This is a genomic window from Streptomyces sp. NPDC049887 (assembly GCF_040656535.1).
GTDB lineage: Bacteria > Actinomycetota > Actinomycetes > Streptomycetales > Streptomycetaceae > Streptomyces.
Window position 1 is genome coordinate 135,212 of the sequence record NZ_JBFAMM010000017.1, and the last position, 20,242, is coordinate 155,453.

Genomic DNA, 20,242 nt, shown 5'->3' on the forward strand with positions numbered 1-20,242 from the left:
CTTAAGGTGGGCGAACTCTGGCAGGTGGCCGAGGGCCCAGGCGGTACGGATCATCTGGCGTATGTGCTGTTGGACGGGCAGGGCTTTGATGGGTTCGGCCTGTCCGGTGCCGTCGCAGTCGGCACACAGGTCACGGATGTTTCCGAACCCGAGTGTGTAGCCGCGTCCGGAGCAGGGGCGGCACATCAGGGTGCGGTCCACGGTGCCCGCGCCTTCGGCGTTCTTGGTGGCGTACTTGGCGACGTATCCGGGGACCTTGGCGTCTGTGTACTCGGCGACCCGGGCGTCGGTGAGTTCGCCGTCACCCACGGCGGTGATGGGGTCGACCTTGAACCGGCGGCCCCAGGCGATGACACGTTCGCCGACGGCGTCCGACTCGAGGGTGAGCCGGGCACGTTCGACGGCCAGGCCCACAGCGGCGCTCAGGGCGTCGAGGGTGGCCCAGGCCGGCGGTTGGGTGGTGTGGCCGTCTGGCCCGTCGGAGCGGATCACGGCGTGGAAGTGGACCAGGCCGGTACTCGGCGACCTTGGCGAAGGAGACCCGCAGGGCGGCGTTCAGCGCCTTTGCGTCATACCGAGATGGCAGGCCAGGGCGCGGCGCATGTAGGTGGTGAAGCGGGCCCAGAGCTGTCCGGCGTGGGCGTTCCAGAGCACAGCTCCGGAGTAGTCGTAGGTGGCGGGGTTGAGCGGGGTGCCGAGTTCGGGAGCGTCTTCGGCGTGGGTGTCGCCGCAGGCGCAGGGGCGGGGCTTGCCCGCGGGGGTGGTGGGTTGGTTGTGGACGGGGCCGAAGGAGGGGGCGGTGAGGGTGACGAAGGCGCGGGGGTGGTCACGGACGGTTTCGGCGACGTACTTGCCGCCGGAGAGTCCGGCTTTGATCAGGTGGAAGATGTCGGCGGCGTAGACGCGGGAGCAGGCGGGGCAGCGCGAGGCGCAGGGCTCCTGTGCCGATGGGTTGAGACTTCGAACACCTCCCTCAACGGCGCGGGAGCCTTGTACGTTGCGGTCCTCATCCTGACTCGGCCTGGGTCACTCGATCAGTGGCCACTCCGAAAGAGCTCAATGTCCGCTTCATTTGTTGCTGTGTCCGGGGGTTGGGTGCGTGCCAGCCGGTTACAGCCTTCTACGGATGCTCAAGTTAACCTCAGAATTCTTGATCACCTGTTGCCGTGCTGGTGGGGGCAGTGTGAAGGTTCTTTCACGGCTGCGGGAGACCAACCGCGGCCTACGCGGGGGCGTCGGGGGATTTTTGCCATGCGCGGAGGAGCTCTGTGCTCCTCGTCCTTGCGTTTCACTGATTGCTTGAATGCATTGGGGGAAGTGGAATGCGTAATACCACTCGCAGAGGATTTGTCGGGATTCTTGCCGCGACGATGGGGGCCATGACCCTGGCAGGGCTGCCTGGTCAGGCCGTAGCGGCGGAGAGTCAGATTCCCTCCACGCCGCAGGCGTACGTCGCGTGGCTCGAGGCCAAGTCGGAGCCGGGCGCTGCTGAGACGATCGCGCAGTTCAAGGCGCTGCCCGAGGAGAAGCAGAAGAAGTTCATCGGCTATCTGAACGCGCCGGATCACTTCAAGGCGTTCATGGACGCGGTGGAGAGCCCGACCGCCAAGCGAAGTGTGCTTGCCGACGGCGACATCGTCATTGCCAAGGAAGAGCAGAGCGGGGAGGTGTCCGCGCGGGGGACTGCGGGCGACAAGAACGTCTGGCACAGCGTTTCCGACACGATCTTCGGGGTCAAGGTCACGACCGTGAAGCTCGGTGTCAACTATCGCACCACCGCCACGAGGACCACGAAGGTCTACGGAGGGTGGGCGAGCCACACGAACTGGGTGCCGGCTCTGAAGTTCGAGCACCAGCCGATCAAGAACTGGATCTCCGCCGACCCGGGCAACAACGCGCACTCGGAGACCGTCTGGAAGGGTGAGTTCGCCGTGTACGGCGTCTGGTCGTGCCGTCACCGTGTCTGGGCCGACCAGGACGGCTTCAAGGGCGGATACCTCAAGCGCGTGTGACCCGCTCCGGCATGACGTGGGGCGTACCTGCCTGATCGCCTGTCAATAGCCCGCCGGCTGATGCCGGCAACTCCGGCGACTGTGGTCCCTCTGCGTTCTCTCGCACGGCATGAGTGCCGGCGCGGAGACAGCGAGGGCCACGGCCGCCGGAGTGCGCACCAGTGTGTGCGACGCGCCGGCCCCGCGGGTGAGCCAGGAGAGCGGTGCGCGGCCGCCGGCGGGGCTCCCCTCACCCCCGGTCGTCGTGTATCGTTTCTCGATAACATCGAAAAACGATACACGGGGGTCGTGATGACTGAGGACCGCAAGCTCCTCGAACCCTTCTCCAAAACGGTCTCGGGCCTTCTACGGCTGCTTGTCGGCCTGCTTCTGATCGCCTTCGCCTTCAGCCTGTTCAACCAGGGCGTCCCGTTCTGGAGCGCTGCGGAGAACTGCGTCACCGCCCACTGGATGGCAGGCGGTTCGAGTGCCGCCGACGCCCTCTTCGGCACCCGTCCGGGATCTCAGGTCACCGCGATCCCGCAATACTGCGCCGAGAACCCCAGCGGCTACCAGCGGTTCCTCGGACTCCTCACCGACGTCCCGTCACTGATCCTCCTGATCTGCGGGCTCCTGGTACTCAACCGGCTCCTGCGATCGGCCGCGCAAGACGGCGTCTACACCCAGCAGACCGCTGCCAGGCTGCGACTGCTCGGGTGGCTGCTGCTGATCGGCAGCCTGGTTGCCGAACTCGCCCAGGCGGTCGCCCAGGCGGCTCTGCTGGCGACACTCACCAAGGACGTCGCGTTCTCCCCCGACACGGTGGTGAACACGATGACAGCCCCCTACCTGGCGATGCTGACGGGCCTCGGGCTGCTGACCTTCGCGCGGATCATGAACGTCGGCGCGGCCATGCGTGAGGACCTCGAAGGGACTGTCTGATGCCGGCAGAGGCGAACGAGAACCGCGCCATCCATGTGCATCTCGACCGTCTCCTCGCAGAACGAGGCATGACGCTGACAGAACTCGCGGCCGCGGTCGGTGTCACCAACGTCAACCTGTCGATCCTCAAGAACGGCCGCGCAAAAGCGATTCGCTTCACCACCCTCACCAGCATCTGCCACGCGCTGGACTGCCAGCCGGGAGACCTTCTCAGCTACCGCGAAGCCGACGACGGCAGCTTCGAATCATCATGAAAAACCCCCAACGTATCCATGTACCAATAAGGAGTCACCGATGATCGCAATGATGGACACCTGGATGAAGATCGTGGCAGTGGCCGTCACCGTAGCGGCGATCGCCCTCGCGGTTGCCGCGACCAAGTGGCTCAAGCGACGCTGACGCTGCCCCGCACCGGGGTGAAGGCATGTCGGGGTCGGTGCTCGCGGAGGACTACCAGCGGATCGTGTCGGTGCTGGAGTCGGCGGGCCGGGAGGGGATGCGCGCCCGGCGAAGATCGAGGGAGTGCGGTCGAAGGCGAAACGCCTGGTGGAGCGGGGCTGGGCCCTGGAGATGCGGCCGGGGGTGTTCACCGCGCTCGCGGTGTCGGCCAACTGAGACCGGCTGGGCGGCGGCGTCCGGCGAGGCGGCCGCTCATGAGCATGGTCATCGACCACAGCACCATGGCTTCGTGTATGGCGGGCAGCCTCTCGTAGTCGCGTAACCAGGCGACGCGAGCGCATCAGAGCCAGTCGTGACGACGTGCTGGACAACGGAGCCCCGGACGCAGAGTCCGGAGCCTGTCGATCACGTGGTGTGCTGGAAGTCAGCCCTTCACGCAGATGACCTGCTTGAGCTTGGCGACAACCTGCACGAGGTCCTTCTGCTGCTCGATCACGCGCCCGATCGGCTTGTACGCGCCCGGGATCTCGTCCACAACACCGGAGTCCTTACGGCACTCCACACCCCGCGTCTGATCCTCCAGGTCCTTCGTGGAGAACTTCCGCTTCGCCGCGTTCCGGCTCATCCGCCGGCCGGCACCATGCGACGCCGAGTTGAACGACTTAGGGTTGCCCAGCCCACGGACGATGTACGACTCCGTGCCCATGGAACCCGGGATGATCCCCCACTCCCCCGAGCCCGCACTGATCGCTCCCTTGCGGGTGACCAGCAGATCCATCCCCTCGTACCGCTCTTCGCTGACATAGTTGTGGTGGCAGCTGATCACGCCGGGGCGGTACTCGACGGTCCTCATCCGACCTTCGGCATCTTCCTGCTGGCAGGAGATGACCGGCTCGAACGTGACCCTCGCCTTCCTGAACTCCCTGCGGACGACCTCCTGGAACAGCCCCATCATGATCGCGCGGTTGTACTTGGCGTACTCCTGCGCCCAGAAGAGGTCGTTCCGGTAGGCCGCCATCTGCGGGGTGTCCGAGACGAACACGGCGAGATCACGGTCGACCAGGCCGTGGTTGTGCGGCAGTTTCCGGGCCTCGCCGATGTGGTGATCGGCGAGTTCCTTGCCGATGTTCCGCGAGCCGGAGTGCAGCATCAGCCAGACGGAACCGCCCTCGTCCAGGCAGAACTCGATGAAGTGGTTCCCGGAGCCGAGCGTCCCCATCTGCTTGGCGGCACGCTCCCTGCGGAACTTCACCGGGTCGGCGACATCGTCGAACCGGGACCAGAAGTCGTCGAATCCCGTCGACGGGAATCCGTACACCCGCCCGGGGTCGACCGGATCGTCGTGCATACCGCGCCCGACCGGGATCGCGCTCTCGATCCTGGACCGGAGCCGGGACAGATCGCCGGGCAGGTCGTTCGCGGTGAGCGAGGTCTTCACGGCCGACATCCCGCAGCCGATGTCGACGCCGACAGCCGCCGGGCAGACCGCTCCGTGCATCGCGATGACCGAGCCGACCGTCGCGCCCTTGCCGTAGTGCACGTCCGGCATCACGGCGAGCCCCTTGATCCAGGGCAGCGTGGCGACGTTCCGCAGTTGCTGCATCGCGCCGTCCTCGACCGTGGCCGGGTCCGTCCACATCCGGATCGGGACCTTGGCGCCGGGCACCTCCACATACGACATACTTCCTCGATTCCCCCGAAATACCTGATAACGCAAAACCAGCGCCAAGCTCAAGAAAAGGGATATCGAACCGGCGTCCACAGCTGCGCGTGCGATACACATTGTGTCCACCGGCACGCGTCGGGCGGCAACACGTTTTCGCCGCGGGCGGCCGCGGCCGGAAGCCAGCGGGCGGCCCGACCGGCCGGAAACGCAGGACGGCAGAGGCAGAGAAGGGAGCCTGGGAACGTGCGGCAGAAGGGGTTCGTACCCGGCGTTGCGGTGCTTCTCGCGGCGCTCGTCACCGGCTGTACCGGCGGAACCACCGACGGCGGCGCCACCGCCGAGGCCAAGGCCGGCGAGACCGCCGGCCCCGTCGCCGCTCCCGGCAAGTACCGCACGCTCTACGAGCCCTGCGGCGCCGTCGAGCGCTCGATGCTCAGGGACCTGCTGCCCGGCGCGGCCGAGCTGCCCGAGGAGCAGCAGGAGAAGGTCTTCCGCGGTACGGCCGCCGTCACGTACGACACGGACCGCCGCGTCGGCTGCAGCTGGAAGGCCGACTCCCCGGACGCCTCGCACAACCTCCGGGTGGACGTGGAGCGGGTGGTGTCCTACGCCCAGGACGTCAGCGACGACCAACGGGCCGCCGAGGTGTACACGAGGAAGCAGGACGCGGCTCAGCTGCCGGCGCCCGCCGCAGGCGGCCAGGGCGGCACCGGTGCCCCCGTGACGGGCTCCCCCGCGGCCGGCGACGAGTCCCTCCCGGGCACCCCCACACCGTCCGGAGGAACCGCCTCCGGTTCCCCGTCCCCGCCTGAGGGCCTGGAACCGCGCGTACTCGACGGACTCGGCGACGCCGCGTTCCTCGACGACGTCCTCACCCGGGCCGGTTCCACCGCCCGGCACCGCACGGTGAGCGTGGTGTTCCGCACATCCAACGTGATCGTGACCGTCGAGTACGGCCAGCAGCCCGCCCGGGTCACGGAGGTCCCCGACAGCAAGGAACTGCAGGAAAAGGCCCGGGGACTGGCCCGGAAGCTGGCCGAGCGGTTCAACGAGTAGCGCGGCCGACACGTCGCCGGCGCCGCCCGCCAATCCCGCCGCCCGGTCCCGTCGGGCGACCCGCCGTCGTACCGTGTCGGCGTACCGTGGCCGCCCGGGAAAACCGGACCGTCCGCCCAGAGGCCCGGACCCCGCGTCCGGCACTCCGGAGGACCGTACGACAACCGACTGAAGGAACCATGCACCGATCAGCCCCGCGACTCACCCGCATACTCGCCTGCGCCACCGTCCCGGTGATGCTCGTCGTCGCCGGCTGCTCGTCGGACGCCGACAGCAAGGGCTCGGGGTCGGACGGCGGCTCGTCCGCCTCGTCCGAGACCTCCTCCCCCGGTGGCGAGCAGTCGCCGCCGGCAGTGGAGCCGGCGAAGTACGCCGAGCTTCCCCAGCCCTGCAAGGCACTGACCTCCAAGACGGTCGAGGAGCTGGTGCCGAAGGTGAAGAACAAGTCCGGCACGGCCGGCACCTCCAACGACACGGGCGCCCGCGGCAGCTGTTCCTGGAACGGCCTGGAGGACAAGGGTGTCAAGGGATCGAACTACCGCTGGCTCGACGTGTCGTTCCAGCGCTTCGAGTCGGAGCCGGGCATCGGCAGCGGCGAGGACCGCGCCGGCGACGCCTACAAGAAGGAAGTCGCAGCGGTCAAGGCCACGGAGAAGGCCAAGAGCGTCAACCCCTCGACCGCGTCGGGTGTCGGCGAGGAGGCCACCGCGATCAGCTACGGCCTCACCAAGTCCGGCGAGGACTTCAAATACGCAACGATCGTGGCCCGCACGGGCAATGTCGTGGTGACCGTCGGCTACAACGGTACGGGCTTCGCCGGTGCCAAGAACCCGGACCCGTCGCAGCTCATGAAGGGCGCGGTGACCGCGGCCAAGGAGGCCGTCTCCTCCGTCGCCAAGGCCAACCAGGCGTCGTGAGGAGGTCCGGCGGACCCGCCGCCCCGGCCGCGGTGCTCCCCCACCCGGCACTGTGAACGCACCCCGCGCGCTCTGCTGATCGGCCCGGGCGTCCCGGTGTCCGCCCGGAGTCCGGCCCTCCCCGGAAAGCCGGACTCCGGATTCATGTGCCAGGCTTGGGCCGCGCCACGGGCGCCATGAACAGAAAAGGGAGGGGATCGCGGGTGGCCGCGATGCAGCTGACACGCACGCACCGCATACTCATCGGCGTGGTGGTCGCCGGTGCGGTGATCATCGCCGCGATCGGTTTCGCCGGGTCGTACGCGGCCGTGCGCGAGCTCGCCGAGAAGAAGGGCTTCGGCCGGTTCTCCCTGGTCTTCCCCATCGGCATCGACGCGGGCATCTGCGTACTGCTCGCGCTCGACCTCCTGCTGACCTGGATCCGCATCCCCTTCCCCCTGTTGCGCCAGACGGCCTGGCTGCTCACCGCGGCGACGATCGCCTTCAACGGCGCGGCCGCCTGGCCCGACCCCCTCGGCGTCGGCATGCACGCCGTCATCCCGGTCCTGTTCGTGGTGTCCGTCGAGGCCGCGCGCCATGCGGTGGGCAGGATCGCGGACATCACCGCGGACAAGCACATGGAGGGCGTGCGCCTCACCCGCTGGCTGCTCTCCCCGGTGCCGACGTTCCGGCTGTGGCGGCGGATGAAGCTGTGGGAGCTCCGCAGCTACGAGCAGGTCATCAAGCTGGAGCAGGACCGGCTGATCTACCAGGCCCGGCTGCAGGCCCGCTTCGGGCGGGCCTGGCGCCGCAAGGCCCCGGTCGAGGCGCTGATGCCGCTGCGGCTGGCGAAGTACGGGGTGCCGCTGGCGGAGACCGCGCCGGCGGGGCTGGCCGCGGCCGGCATCGAGCCGATGCTGCTGCCGCCGCAGCCCGCGGCACCGGAGCTGGAGCCCACCGGGTCCGCCCGGGCGCAGGAGCCGGTGGCGGCCGCCGAGGAGGAGACGAGCCAATGGTTCGCCACGCCGGAGCATGTGCAGTACCGGGGCGACTACGACCCGGACTACGAGCCGGCCGCCTACGCTCCGGCGCCGGACCACCGGGCCTGGTACGACGAACAGCCGCAGCGCATCCCGGTCCCGCAGCCGCGGGTGGCCGAGCCCGGACCCGTCCCGCAGACACGGCCGGCGGAGCCCGAGCCGGTGGCCCGCCCCCAGGTGTCGGAGGAGTCCGAACCGGTACCCGTGCCGGCTCAGGCGCCGGAGCCGACGTTCCCGGTGCCGAACGGGGCGGGTGGCATAAGGCCGTTGGGTGAGGGCGTCCAGGACGCCCTGCCTTCGGACGAGAACCTGTACCAGGTGTTCCGGCGCTCGATAGAAGGCGAGGGCATGCCGACGCCCGGAGCCTTCGCGTCGAACGTCGAGGCCGCGTACGGGCTGCGCCTCCAGCCTCGTGAGCTGAACCAGTACATGGAACGGTTCACGACCCGCTTCAACAACGAGCTGATGGAAGACCACATCGCGTAGGACGCCGACGCGCCACCGGACGGCCGTGGAGGCCGTGTGGAGCCGGCGCGCCGAGGCGGCACTGTGGACCGGCGGTCCCGGGCGATGGTAGGTCGAGGCCGCGCACGACGCGGTGACGCCCCGAAGGGCTCCCGCCCGGGCCGGGGGCGGGAGCTCTTCTTCCGTCCGGCCGCCGGGGCCCACGGGCCCCGGGGCCCCGAGGCCCCGGCCGGTCAGGCCGCGAGCAGCTTGCGCACCCGGTCGGCCCCGACGGCCAGGAGCAGCGTCGGAAGGCGCGGGCCGGTCTCACGGCTCACCAGCAGCCGGTAGAGCAGGGCGAAGAAGGAACGCTGGGCGGTCTTCAGCTCCGGCGTCGGCTTGGCGTCCGGCTCCAGGCCCGCCATCACCTTCGGCACTCCGTAGACGAGGGTCGTCAGACCGTCCAGTGACCAGTGGGTGTCCAGCCCCTCGAGCAGCAGGCGCAGCGACTCCCGCGCCTCGTCGTCGAGCGAGCCGAGCAGTTCCGCGTCCGGCTCGGCGCGCACGACGGTGCGGGCGTCGGCCGGGACCTGGGTCGTGATCCAGTTCTCCGCGCGGTCCAGCCGGGGACGGGCCTCGTCGAGCGAGGACAGCGGGTTCGACGGGTCCAGCTCGCTGAGGATGCGCAGCGTCTGCTCGTCGTGGCCGGCGGTGATGTCGGCGACCGAGGCGAGTGTGCGGTACGGCAGCGGGCGGGGCGTGCGCGGCAGCTCACCTGCGGCGGTGCGGGCCGCGCGGGCGTGCGCGGCGGCGTCGGCCGGGAGCGCGGAACCCTCCGCGACCTTGGACTCCAGCTTGTCCCACTCGTCGTAGAGCCGCTGGATCTCCTGGTCGAAGGCGATCTTGAAGGACTGGTTGGGCTTGCGGCGGGCGTACAGCCAGCGCAGCAGGGGCGCCTCCATGATCTTCAGCGCGTCCGCCGGCGTCGGCACACCACCGCGCGACGACGACATCTTGGCCATGCCGGAGATGCCCACGAACGCGTACATCGGGCCGATCGGCTGGACGCCGTCGAAGACCTCGCGGACGATCTGACCGCCGACGACGAACGACGACCCGGGAGACGAGTGGTCGACACCGCTCGGTTCGAAGATCACGCCCTCGTAGGCCCAGCGCATCGGCCAGTCGACCTTCCAGACCAGCTTGCCGCGGTTGAACTCGCTCAGCCGGACCGTCTCCGAGAAGCCGCACGCCGTGCAGGAGTACGTCAGCTCCGTGGTTGCGTCGATGTACTCCGTGACGGTCGTCAGGTCCTTCTCGCAGTTGCCGCAGTAGGGCTTGTACGGGAAGTAGCCCGCGGAGCCGCCGCTGCCGTCGTCCTCGGACGCCGCGCCCGAGCCCTCGGCGGCCTCCAGCTCGGCCTCGTCGACCGGCTTCTGCTGCTTCTTGGCCTGGACCTTGGCCTTCGTCCGGTACTGGTCGAGGATGCCGTCGATCCTGGCGCGGTGCTTCATGGCGTGCAGGATCTGCTCGCGGTAGGCACCCGAGGTGTACTGCTCGGTCTGGCTGACCGGGTCGAACTCGACACGGAGCTCGGCGAGCGACTCGACCATCGCGGCCTTGAAGTGCTCCGCCCAGTTCGGGTGCGGCGAGCCGACGGGAGCGGGCACCGAGGTCAGCGGCTTGCCGATGTGCTCGGCCCAGGTGTCGTCGACGCCGTCCACGCCGGCCGGCACCTTGCGGTAGCGGTCGTAGTCGTCCCAGGAGATCACGTGCCGCACCTCGTGGCCACGGCGGCGGATCTCGTCCGCGACCAGGTGGGGGGTCATGACCTCACGGAGATTGCCCAGGTGGATGGGACCGGACGGCGACAGGCCGGACGCAACCACGACCGGTTTCCCGGGCGCACGCCGTTCCGACTCGGCGATGACATCGTCCGCGAAACGGGAGACCCAGTCGGTCTCGGTGCTGCTCTGAGCCACGATCGGCACGTCCTTGATTGCTTGAGTCTGTCGAAGCCGGCGTCTGCCATTCTCCCAGACGGAACACGGCGCCCGTCGGTTGTCCACAGGGCGACGCGGTTCGGCACGAGGTCCGCCCCCGTCGTCCACGGGTGCGGCTTCGTCCACAGGTCCGGGGCCGTGGGAGAAACGGGTTGCTCCCCCGTGGGACACTTGACTACTGAAACAGCAGCGCTGATCACACCCCGGCGACCCACGACGCCCCACTCGACCCACGACGCCCCACTCACAGGAAACGGAAGCTCATGGCCTCGGTCCCTTCCCTCGCTTCGACCGTGCAGCAGCGCCTCGCGGACGCCCTCTCGGCAGCCCTGCCGGAGGTCGGCTCCGCGGATCCGCTGTTGCGACGCAGCGACCGGGCCGACTTCCAGGCCAACGGCATCCTGGCGCTCGCCAAGAGGCTCAAGGGCAATCCGCGTGAGCTCGCGGCCCGGGTCGTCGAGTCCGTCCCGGCCGACGACCTGCTGCGGGAGATCGAGGTATCGGGCCCCGGGTTCCTGAACATCACGGTCTCCGACGGGGCGATCACCGAGACGCTCGCCGCCCGCGCGGCGGACGACCGCCTCGGCGTGCCGTTCGCCGACGCGGCGGGCACCACCGTGATCGACTACGCGCAGCCGAACGTGGCCAAGGAGATGCACGTCGGCCACCTCCGCTCGGCCGTGATCGGCGACGCCATGGTGCGCATCCTGGAGTTCACCGGCGAGAAGGTGGTCCGGCGCCACCACATCGGCGACTGGGGCACCCAGTTCGGCATGCTCATCCAGTTCCTGATCGAGCATCCGCACGAGCTGGACCACGAGGACGAGGCCGCGGTCTCCGGCGAGGAGGCCATGTCCAACCTGAACCGGCTGTACAAGGCCTCGCGCGCCGTCTTCGACTCCGACGAGGAGTTCAAGGAGCGCGCGCGGCGCCGGGTGGTGGACCTCCAGTCGGGCGACGAGGAGACCCTCGCCCTCTGGCAGAGGTTCGTCGACGAGTCGAAGATCTACTTCTACTCCGTCTTCAGCAAGCTCGACATGGAGATCCACGACGCGGACGTCGTGGGCGAGTCGGGCTACAACCACATGCTCGACGAGACCTGCCGCATTCTCGAGGAGTCCGGCGTCGCCGTGCGCTCCGAGGGCGCGCTGTGCGTGTTCTTCGACGACGTCAAGGGCCCGGACGGCAAGCCCGTCCCCCTGATCGTCCGCAAGTCCAACGGCGGCTACGGCTACGCGGCCACCGACCTCTCCGCGATCCGGGACCGGGTGCGGAACCTCGGCGCCGACAGCCTGATCTACGTCGTCGACGCCCGGCAGTCCCTGCACTTCAGGATGGTCTTCGAGACCGCCCGCCGGGCCGGGTGGCTGAACGACGAGGTCAAGGCCGTCCAGTTGGCGTTCGGCACGGTCCTCGGCAAGGACGGCAAGCCCTTCAAGACGCGTGAGGGTGAGACGGTGCGGCTGGTCGACCTGCTGGACGAGGCGATCGAGCGGGCCTCGACCGTGGTCAGGGAGAAGGCCCAGGACCTGTCGGAGGAGGAGATCGCCGAGCGGGGCGCCCAGGTCGGCATCGGCGCGGTCAAGTACGCGGACCTGTCCACCTCGGCGGCCCGGGACTACAAGTTCGACCTGGACCAAATGGTGTCCCTCAACGGCGACACGTCGGTGTACCTGCAGTACGCATACGCCCGCATCCAGTCGATCCTGCGCAAGGCCGGGGACGCGAAGCCGCAGGCCCACGCGGAGATCGGGCTGACCCCGTCCGAGCGTGCGCTGGGTCTGCACATCGACCGGTTCGGCGAGACGGTCGAGGAGGCCGCGTCCTCGTACGAGCCGCACAAGCTGGCGGCGTACCTCTACCAGCTGGCGTCGCTGTACACGACGTTCTACTCGGAGTGCCCGGTCCTCAAGGCGGACACCCCGGCGCAGGTGGAGAACCGTCTCTTCCTGTGCGACCTGACCGCCCGCACGCTCCACCAGGGCATGGCGCTGCTGGGCATCCGCACCCCCGCACGCCTCTGAGGCACGGCGCCCGGACCCGGCGCGTCCGGGCGCACCCGGCTCGGACGGCCCTCGGCGATCGAACCGCCGGGGGCCGTCCTCCGCCCTCCTCGCTTCTCCTCGTCAGCGGTTCAGCGGGTGCGCCGGCCTACCCGTGGTCTCCTCGATCTCGTCGTGCGCCTTCTTGAGCAGTGTCTGCGCGATGTCCATGAGCGCCCGTGCTCCGGCGATCTCCTCGCCGACCCGCAGCTGGGCGGGGTCGGACGGATGGCGGCTGGCGTGCCCGTGACCGCGCACCTCCGTGCCGTCGGCGAGCCGGAGCATCGCGGCCGCCCTGGTCTTGTCGCCCTCCTCGAGGAACTCCATCTCGACGTGCCAGCCGACGAGAGTCTGCATGACGGATCACCTCCACAGCGGTACCTCTCCCAGGGTGCGCCGACCGCAGGCTGATCACCACCCCTTCCCCCCTCGCGCAGGTGGCCCCGGGCTCACCGTCGTTCGCGGGCCCCGGGTCCGGGTCGGAGACGCCCGCCTCACCGCGCAACGGCACCTGGCGCCCGTCGCCACGCGCGACGGCGGCGGCTCGACCGGAGCCCCGCCGAACCCGCGCTCCCCGCGGAACGTACAAGGACGGCGAAGCGGCCGTGACACACCGGCGGAGCCGCACGCCGGACGCGCTCCCTCACCGGCCGCCCCGCCCGACCGCCGGTCATCCAGGCCGTCACCGACAACGGACGCCGCCTGTGGCAACGGCGGCCTCCGTTGTCAGTGTCGGCCTCTACCTTCGGTCCATGGCGATGCTTCCCAACCCTCTGCCGGCTCTGGCCACCGACCCCACGGGCCGGGCCCTGGGCCTCGATCTGCCGCCCGGCCGCCTGGTGGACGCCACGGTCGACGGCCCGTGGCACGAGCCCCTCCTCTGGTGCGGCGACGAACCGGCCGCTCCCGGTACCTGGGACCGGCTCCTCCCCGCCCGCCGGGCGGGCGGACTGCATCCCCTGCTGATCGGCGGCCCCAGCGGCCCGCACGAGTGGGAGCTGTGGCCTCAGCGGGTGTCGTATCCGGGGGACCACGACGCCGAGGAAGTGCTCGCGGAACTCTGGGACTCCGCTGCGGCGGACGGGGCGGACGCCGACGGCGACTGGCCCGGCCTGGCCCCCGGCAGCGCGCTCGTGGAGGATCCGGACCGGCTCGCCGCCGAGGCCGCGGACGCGCTGTCCGCCGGCGCGGGCGGCGACGTACTGAAGGGCGCCCGCCCAGCTCTGGTCCGCGCCCGCCGCAGCGCCGACATACCGGCGGTCATCGGCTGGTCCGGCCCGCTCGGCCACGAAGGGGACGTGGCCCGCCTCTGCTCCGTCCTGCGGTCGTGGGAGGACCGCTTCGGCATACGGGTCGTCGGGCTGTCCCTCGGCCGGCTGGTCCTCTCCGTGGCCGCGCCGCCCACCAGGACCGCGGACGCCGAGGTGCTCGCGGCCGAGCACCTCGCCTTCTGCCCGGACAGCGTCCTGCGGAGTCCGCGCCCGGGCCTCGGGCCTTGTGCCCGGCGTCTCCTCGGTGCCCCCGTCTGGACGTTCTCGTGGGACTGAGGACACCCACCCGGCCGCGCGGCCCGCGTGACCGTGCGGCGGCCGTAGGATCCCCGCGCGGTCCCGGGCCGCTACGCCCGGCCGAGCTTCTGTGCGGCCTCCGTCGCCCAGTACGTCAGGATCATCTGCGCGCCCGCGCGCCGGATGCCGGTCAGGGTCTCCAGGATGGCTTTGTCGCGCTCGATCCAGCCCTTCTCGGCAGCGGCCTCGACCATCGCGTACTCCCCGCTGATCTGGTACGCGGCGACGGGCACGTCCACGGAGCCCGCCACCTTCGCCAACACGTCGAGGTAGGGGCCGGCCGGCTTGACCATGACCATGTCCGCGCCCTCCTCCAGGTCGAGCGCGAGCTCCCGCAGGGACTCCCGCAGGTTCGCCGGGTCCTGCTGGTACGTCTTGCGGTCGCCCGTCAGGGAGGAGGCGACCGCCTCGCGGAACGGCCCGTAGAAAGCGGAGGAGTACTTCGCCGTGTACGCGAGGATCGACACGTCCTCCTTGCCGATGGTGTCGAGCGCGTCCCGGACCACCCCGACCTGGCCGTCCATCATCCCGCTGGGGCCCACGACATGGACGCCCGCGTCCGCCTGGACCTGCGCCATCTCGGCGTAGCGCTCCAGCGTGGCGTCGTTGTCGACCCGGCCGTCCGCGTCGAGCACCCCGCAGTGGCCGTGGTCGGTGTACTCGTCCAGGCAGAGGTCGGACATGACGACCAGTTCGTCGCCGACCTCCTCCTTCACCGCTCGGACGGCGACCTGGAGGATGCCGTCCGGATCCGTGCCCGCGCTACCGACGGCGTCCTTCTTCGCGTCCTCCGGCACGCCGAAGAGCATGATCCCGGAGACTCCGGCCTCCCGGGCCTCGACCGCGGCCTTCCTCAGCGTGTCCAGTGAGTGCTGCACGACCCCGGGCATCGCGGCGATCGGCACGGGTTCGCTCACGCCCTCCCGCACGAACGCGGGAAGGATCAGATCGGCGGGGTTCAGCCTCGTCTCGGCGACCATGCGCCGCATCGCGGGGGTGGTCCGCAGCCGTCGCGGCCGCGATCCGGGGAAGGATCCGTACACAGTCATGCCCACCACGCTACGCCCGTGCGGGGACCGCTTTTGCCGACATGTTGTCCCCGGCAGCGGGCGAACCGCCCCCGGCGCGACCCGGTCCGGAGCGAACGCAAAGGGGCCGCGGGGCAGCCCCGCGACCCCTTCCGATCACGTCCTACGACGTCACGTCGTACGGCGCCTGCGTGCGCCCGGACGGCGCTCGCTCGGCCGCGTCACCGGGTCGCCGGCCTCCCGTGCCGCCTCCCGGCGCCTCGCACCGAATTCGGCGAGCGCCTCGGCCAGCTTGTGCACCGACGGCTCGGGCGACAGCACGTCGACCCGCAGTCCGTGCTCCTCCGCCGTCTTGGCCGTCGCGGGTCCGATGCAGGCGATCACCGTCACGTTGTGCGGCTTGCCGGCGATACCGACCAGGTTCCGCACGGTGGACGACGAGGTGAAGAGCACGGCGTCGAAACCGCCGCCCTTGATCGCCTCCCGGGTCTCCGCCGGCGGCGGGGAGGCCCGCACGGTCCGGTAGGCCGTGACGTCGTCGACCTCCCAGCCAAGTTCGATCAACCCTGCCACCAGGGTCTCGGTGGCGATGTCGGCCCGCGGCAGGAACACCCGGTCGATCGGGTCGAACACCGGGTCGTACGGCGGCCAGTCCTCCAGCAGCCCCGCCGCCGACTGCTCACCGCTCGGCACCAGATCCGGCTTGACGCCGAACTCGATCAGCGCCCGTGCCGTCTGCTCGCCCACCGCCGCGACCTTGATCCCGGCGAAGGCACGGGCGTCCAGCCCGTACTCCTCGAACTTCTCCCGCACCGCCTTCACGGCGTTGACCGAGGTGAAGGCGATCCACTCGTAGCGGCCGGTCACCAGTCCCTTGACCGCGCGCTCCATCTGCTGCGGCGTGCGCGGCGGCTCGACGGCGATCGTCGGGACTTCGTGCGGCACGGCCCCGTAGGACCTGAGCTGGTCGGAGAGCGACGCGGCCTGCTCCTTCGTGCGCGGCACGAGCACCTTCCAGCCGAACAGCGGCTTGGACTCGAACCAGGCGAGCTGGTCGCGCTGCGCCGCGGCGCTGCGCTCACCGACCACGGCTATCACCGGCCGGTGGCCCTCGGGCGACGGCAGCACCTTGCCCTGCTTGAAGACCTGGGCGATCGTGCCGAGCGTCGCGGTCCACGTCCGCTGCCGCGTCGTCGTACCGGCCACCGTCACCGTCAGCGGCGTGTCGGGCTTGCGCCCGGCCGTCACCAGCTCTCCGGACGCCGACGCCACGGCGTCCAGCGTCGTGGACACGACGACGGTGCCGTCGGAGGCGCCGACCTCGGTCCAGCAGCGGGCGTCCGCCGTCCGGGCGTCGATGAACCGCACGTCCGTGCCCTGGGCGTCACGCAGCGGCACACCGGCGTAGGCGGGCACGCCCACGGCGGTCGCCACTCCCGGCACGACCTCGAAGGGGATGCCCTCGGCGGCGCAGGCGAGCATCTCGGCGCCGGCGTCGCCGTCGAGCCCGGGGTCCCCGCTCACGGCACGGACCACCCGCTTGCCGCCCCGCACGGCCTCCATGACAAGATTGGCCGCGTCCCTCAACACCGGGACACCGGCGGTTGTTGAGGCATCGTCAACAACCGTCAGCTCAGGCGTGCTCACTCCGGCGCGCGCGTGGCCGCGAACGACGTCGAGGACTTCCGGCTCGGCGATCAATACGTCCGCGCCCGCCAGCGCCTCGACGGCGCGCAGCGTCAGCAGGCCCGGATCGCCGGGACCGGCGCCGAGGAAGGTGACCTGCCCGTGTACGGGACCAGCCGGGACGTTCGAGGTGGTGGGGCTCAAAGTGCTCGCTCCCCCATAAGACCGGCCGCGCCCTTGGCGAGCATCTCGGAGGCGAGTTCGCGCCCGAGTGCCACGGCTTCGTCGTGCGACGTGGGCACGGGACCGGTGATGGACAGCTGCACCAGCGTGGAACCGTCGGTGGTACCGACGACACCCCGCAGGCGCATTTCATGAACAGCCTGTTCGTCGGCAGGCAGGTCGGCCAGCGCCCCCACGGGCGCGCTGCAGCCGGCCTCCAGGGCCGCGAGCAGGGATCGCTCGGCGGTCACGGCGGCCCGGGTGTACGGGTCGTCGAGCTCGGCGAGCGTGGCGGCGAGGGCGGTGTCGGCCGCCGGGCACTCCACCGCCAGGGCCCCCTGACCGGGGGCGGGCAGGATCGCGTCGACCGGCAGGAAGTCGGTCGCCTCCTCGATCCGGCCGATACGGTTCAGGCCGGCCGCGGCGAGAACCACCGCGTCCAGTTCCCCGTTCCGCACGAAACCGATGCGGGTGTCGACGTTCCCGCGGATCGGCACGGTCTCGATCTGCAGCCCGTGCGAGCGGGCGTACGCGTTGAGCTGCGCCATCCGGCGCGGCGAGCCGGTGCCGATCCGGGCGCCCTGCGGCAACCGGTCCAGTGTCAGCCCGTCCCGGGCGACCAGGACGTCACGCGGGTCCTCCCGCCGCGGGATCGCGGCCAGCGCGAGGTCGTCCGGCTGCGTGGTCGGCAGGTCCTTCAGGGAGTGCACCGCGAAGTCGACCTCTCCCGCGAGCAGCGCGTCGCGCAGCGCGGTGACGAACACACCGGTGCCGCCGATCTGCGCCAGCTGCTCGCGCGAGGTGTCGCCGTACGTGGTGATCTCCACCAGCTCGACGGGGCGGCCGGTCAGCCGCCGCACCGCCTCCGCCACATGCCCGGACTGGGCCATGGCGAGCTTGCTGCGCCTGGTTCCGAGCCGCAGGGGCCGCTCGGTCCCCGATGCCCTCTCGGTCATACTCGCCCTCGGTTCTTGATGTCGGCGTCGGTGACGTCGGCCCGGCTGACGGAGGCGACCGTCTCCGGGTCGAGGTCGAAGAGTGTGCGCAGCGCGTCCGCGTACCCGGCGCCGCCGGGTTCGGCCGCGAGCTGCTTGATCCGCACGGTGGGCGCGTGCAGGAGCTTGTCGACGACCCTGCGGACCGTCTGGGAGACCTCGGCGCGCTGGCGCTCGTCGAGGTCGGGCAGTCGGCCCTCCAGCCGGGCGATCTCACTCGCCACGACATCGGCGGCCATGGCGCGCAGGGCGACCACGGTCGGCGTGATGTGCGCGGCGCGCTGGGCGGCGCCGAACGCGGCGACCTCGGCGGCCACGATGGTCCGCACCCGGTCGACGTCGGCGGCCATGGGGGCGTCCGCGGAGGCCTCGGCGAGCGATTCGATGTCGACGAGGCGGACTCCGTCGAGCCGGTGGACCGCGGCGTCGATGTCCCGGGGCATGGCGAGGTCGAGCAGCGCCAGCCGTCCCTTACGGCCCTCGAGCGCGGCCTCGACGTCCTCGGTCCTCAGCACCAGCCCGGTGGCGCCGGTGCAGGAGACGACGACGTCGGCACGTGCCAGTTCGTCGCCGACCGAGACCATGTCGGCGGCCCGGGCGCGGACGCCCGTCCCACCGGGTTCGGTCAGGATCTGGACCAGCCGTTCGGCACGTTCACGGGTGCGGTTCGCGACGACGATCTCGGCGACCCCGGCGCGCGCCAGCGTGGCCGCCGCGAGGGAGGACATCGAGCCCGCACCGATGACGAGCGCGGTCCTGCCCGCGGCCCACTCCTCGGTGGGAGTGCCGTCGGCCAGCTGTTCCAGGCCGAAGGTCACGAGCGACTGCCCGGCCCGGTCGATCCCGGTCTCGCTGTGGGCGCGCTTGCCGACCCGCAGGGACTGCTGGAACAGGTCGTTCAGCAGCCGGCCGGCACTGTGCAGTTCCTGGCCGAGCGCCAGGGAGTCCTTGATCTGGCCGAGGATCTGGCCCTCGCCGACGACCATGGAGTCCAGCCCGCAGGCCACCGAGAAAAGGTGGTGGACGGCCCGGTCCTCGTAGTGCACGTACAGATAGGGGGTGAGCTCCTCCAGGCCGACGCCGCTGTGCTGGGAGAGCAGGGTCGACAGCTCTGCGACCCCGGCGTGGAACTTGTCCACGTCGGCGTAGAGCTCGATGCGGTTGCAGGTGGCGAGGACGGCCGCCTCCGCCGCCGGTTCCGCGGCCAGGGCGTCCTGCAGCAGCTTGCCCTGGGTGTCCGCGGAGAGGGAGGCCCGCTCCAGGACGCTGACGGGGGCGCTGCGGTGGCTGAGGCCGACGACCAGGAGACTCATGCCGGCATCACGGCGGGCACGTCCCCGTCGGGTCCCTTCCGGCCGTCGGCCGTGGCGGAGGTGCCGGCCGGGGAGACGGGCGGCACGGCGGCCTCGCCCTCGGTCTCCTCGCCGGCCTTGCGCTGCTCGTGGAAGGCGAGGATCTGCAGCTCGATCGAGAGGTCGACCTTGCGCACGTCCACGCCGTCCGGCACCGAGAGCACGGTGGGGGCGAAGTTGAGAATGGACGTCACACCGGCGGCGACGAGCCGCTCGCACACCTGCTGGGCGGCGCCCGCGGGGGTCGCGATGACACCGATGGACACCCCGTTGTCCGAGATGATCTTCTCCAGCTCGTCCGTGTGCTGGACGGGGATGCCGGCGACCGGCTTGCCGGCCATCGCCGGGTCGGCGTCGATCAGCGCGGCCACGCGGAAACCGCGGGAGGCGAAGCCGCCGTAGTTGGCGAGCGCGGCGCCGAGGTTGCCGATACCGACGATCACAACCGGCCAGTCCTGGGTCAGACCGAGCTCGCGGGAGATCTGGTAGACGAGGTACTCGACGTCGTACCCGACTCCGCGGGTCCCGTAGGAGCCGAGGTACGAGAAGTCCTTGCGCAGCTTCGCGGAATTGACTCCCGCGGCGGCCGCGAGCTCCTCCGAGGAGACGGTCGGCACGGAGCGCTCCGACAGCGCGGTCAGTGCGCGCAGATAGAGCGGAAGCCGGGCGACGGTGGCCTCGGGGATTCCTCGGCTGCGAGTCGCCGGTCGGTGGGTTCGGCCAGTTGCCACGGTGCTCCTGCGGGATGAGCGAGGCTGGCGGCCATGCGTCCCAGGACCGCCCCGTCGAGAGCAGGCTATGTCTTTGTGAACGCGTGCACAAAGATGGTGTCCGCTTTGTCCGTGCAAAGTGACCGGGGTCACGCGAGCCGATCGCGCCATTCCGGAACCGGGAACGACCGGCACCCGTTGGGAATCCGAAGGGGGCAAAGCGGCACACTCTCCTTACGGCCACGCCCCCGAGACCACAACA

16 protein-coding genes and 1 pseudogene are annotated in these 20,242 nt (G+C 70.5%); 8 read left to right on the plus strand and 9 right to left on the minus strand.

Going from position 1 to position 20,242, the window contains the following annotated elements; translation table 11 throughout:
- Positions 1–21 precede the first annotated feature (21 nt).
- Positions 22–888: pseudogene (locus tag AB0J10_RS21490) on the minus strand (replication initiator); the annotation flags it as partial.
- Positions 889–1,379: 491 nt separating this feature from the next.
- Here AB0J10_RS21490 and AB0J10_RS21495 point away from each other — a divergent pair.
- The 3 genes from AB0J10_RS21495 (at position 1,380) to AB0J10_RS21505 (ending at position 3,187) form a co-directional block, all read left to right on the plus strand.
- A complete protein-coding gene (locus AB0J10_RS21495) occupies positions 1,380–2,012 on the plus strand; it encodes a hypothetical protein (protein WP_363063867.1) in 633 nt (210 codons plus the stop codon).
- Between the two features lie 291 nt (positions 2,013–2,303).
- The gene (locus tag AB0J10_RS21500; protein WP_363063923.1) at positions 2,304–2,933 is read left to right on the plus strand and encodes a DUF2975 domain-containing protein; all 630 of its coding nucleotides are present in this window, start codon (positions 2,304–2,306) and stop codon (positions 2,931–2,933) included.
- The gene (locus tag AB0J10_RS21505) at positions 2,933–3,187 is read left to right on the plus strand and encodes a helix-turn-helix transcriptional regulator (RefSeq protein WP_363063869.1); all 255 of its coding nucleotides are present in this window, start codon (positions 2,933–2,935) and stop codon (positions 3,185–3,187) included. The genes AB0J10_RS21500 and AB0J10_RS21505 overlap by 1 nt, the downstream gene beginning before the upstream one ends.
- A gap of 569 nt (positions 3,188–3,756) precedes the next feature.
- On the opposite strand, the gene AB0J10_RS21510 is transcribed toward AB0J10_RS21505, so the two are convergent.
- A complete protein-coding gene (locus AB0J10_RS21510) occupies positions 3,757–5,013 on the minus strand; it encodes an RtcB family protein (protein ID WP_363063871.1) in 1,257 nt (418 codons plus the stop codon).
- A gap of 228 nt (positions 5,014–5,241) precedes the next feature.
- On the opposite strand from AB0J10_RS21510, the gene AB0J10_RS21515 reads away from it, so the two are divergent.
- From AB0J10_RS21515 to AB0J10_RS21525, 3 genes are all read left to right on the plus strand, one after another.
- Positions 5,242–6,054, plus strand: a complete 813-nt coding sequence (locus tag AB0J10_RS21515; protein ID WP_363063873.1) for a DUF3558 domain-containing protein — start codon at positions 5,242–5,244, stop codon at positions 6,052–6,054.
- Between the two features lie 179 nt (positions 6,055–6,233).
- Complete coding sequence (locus tag AB0J10_RS21520; RefSeq protein WP_363063875.1) at positions 6,234–6,971, plus strand: DUF3558 domain-containing protein; 738 nt, start codon at positions 6,234–6,236, stop codon at positions 6,969–6,971.
- Between the two features lie 212 nt (positions 6,972–7,183).
- Positions 7,184–8,476 (plus strand): DUF2637 domain-containing protein, encoded by a 1,293-nt coding sequence (locus tag AB0J10_RS21525; protein WP_363063877.1) that lies wholly within the window; start codon positions 7,184–7,186, stop codon positions 8,474–8,476.
- Between the two features lie 212 nt (positions 8,477–8,688).
- On the opposite strand, the gene lysS is transcribed toward AB0J10_RS21525, so the two are convergent.
- Entirely contained in the window at positions 8,689–10,425 is a 1,737-nt protein-coding gene (lysS, locus tag AB0J10_RS21530; RefSeq protein ID WP_363063879.1) for a lysine--tRNA ligase, read from the minus strand.
- A 275-nt stretch (positions 10,426–10,700) separates the two neighbouring features.
- Here lysS and argS point away from each other — a divergent pair, with 275 nt between their 5' ends.
- Complete coding sequence (gene argS / locus AB0J10_RS21535) at positions 10,701–12,461, plus strand: arginine--tRNA ligase (RefSeq protein ID WP_363063881.1); 1,761 nt, start codon at positions 10,701–10,703, stop codon at positions 12,459–12,461.
- A gap of 102 nt (positions 12,462–12,563) precedes the next feature.
- Here argS and AB0J10_RS21540 read toward each other — a convergent pair whose 3' ends face one another.
- A complete protein-coding gene (locus AB0J10_RS21540) occupies positions 12,564–12,836 on the minus strand; it encodes a DUF1876 domain-containing protein (RefSeq protein ID WP_363063883.1) in 273 nt (90 codons plus the stop codon).
- A gap of 395 nt (positions 12,837–13,231) precedes the next feature.
- Here AB0J10_RS21540 and AB0J10_RS21545 point away from each other — a divergent pair, with 395 nt between their 5' ends.
- Positions 13,232–14,026, plus strand: a complete 795-nt coding sequence (locus AB0J10_RS21545; protein ID WP_363063885.1) for a DUF4253 domain-containing protein — start codon at positions 13,232–13,234, stop codon at positions 14,024–14,026.
- Positions 14,027–14,097: 71 nt separating this feature from the next.
- Here the strand turns inward: AB0J10_RS21545 and hemB are convergent, their stop codons facing one another.
- The 5 genes from hemB to AB0J10_RS21570 form a co-directional block, all read right to left on the minus strand.
- Positions 14,098–15,096 (minus strand): porphobilinogen synthase, encoded by a 999-nt coding sequence (gene hemB / locus AB0J10_RS21550; RefSeq protein ID WP_363063887.1) that lies wholly within the window; start codon positions 15,094–15,096, stop codon positions 14,098–14,100.
- Positions 15,097–15,246: 150 nt separating this feature from the next.
- Entirely contained in the window at positions 15,247–16,905 is a 1,659-nt protein-coding gene (locus AB0J10_RS21555) for a bifunctional uroporphyrinogen-III C-methyltransferase/uroporphyrinogen-III synthase (RefSeq protein ID WP_363063889.1), read from the minus strand.
- Positions 16,902–17,879 carry a hydroxymethylbilane synthase gene (gene hemC / locus AB0J10_RS21560; protein WP_363063891.1) on the minus strand — a complete coding sequence of 326 codons (978 nt, stop codon included), beginning with the start codon at positions 17,877–17,879 and terminating at the stop codon, positions 16,902–16,904. The genes AB0J10_RS21555 and hemC overlap by 4 nt, the downstream gene beginning before the upstream one ends.
- A complete protein-coding gene (locus tag AB0J10_RS21565; RefSeq protein WP_363063893.1) occupies positions 17,876–19,231 on the minus strand; it encodes a glutamyl-tRNA reductase in 1,356 nt (451 codons plus the stop codon). The genes hemC and AB0J10_RS21565 overlap by 4 nt, the downstream gene beginning before the upstream one ends.
- Positions 19,228–20,001, minus strand: a complete 774-nt coding sequence (locus tag AB0J10_RS21570) for a redox-sensing transcriptional repressor Rex (RefSeq protein WP_363063895.1) — start codon at positions 19,999–20,001, stop codon at positions 19,228–19,230. The genes AB0J10_RS21565 and AB0J10_RS21570 overlap by 4 nt, the downstream gene beginning before the upstream one ends.
- Between the last annotated feature and the right edge of the window lie 241 nt (positions 20,002–20,242).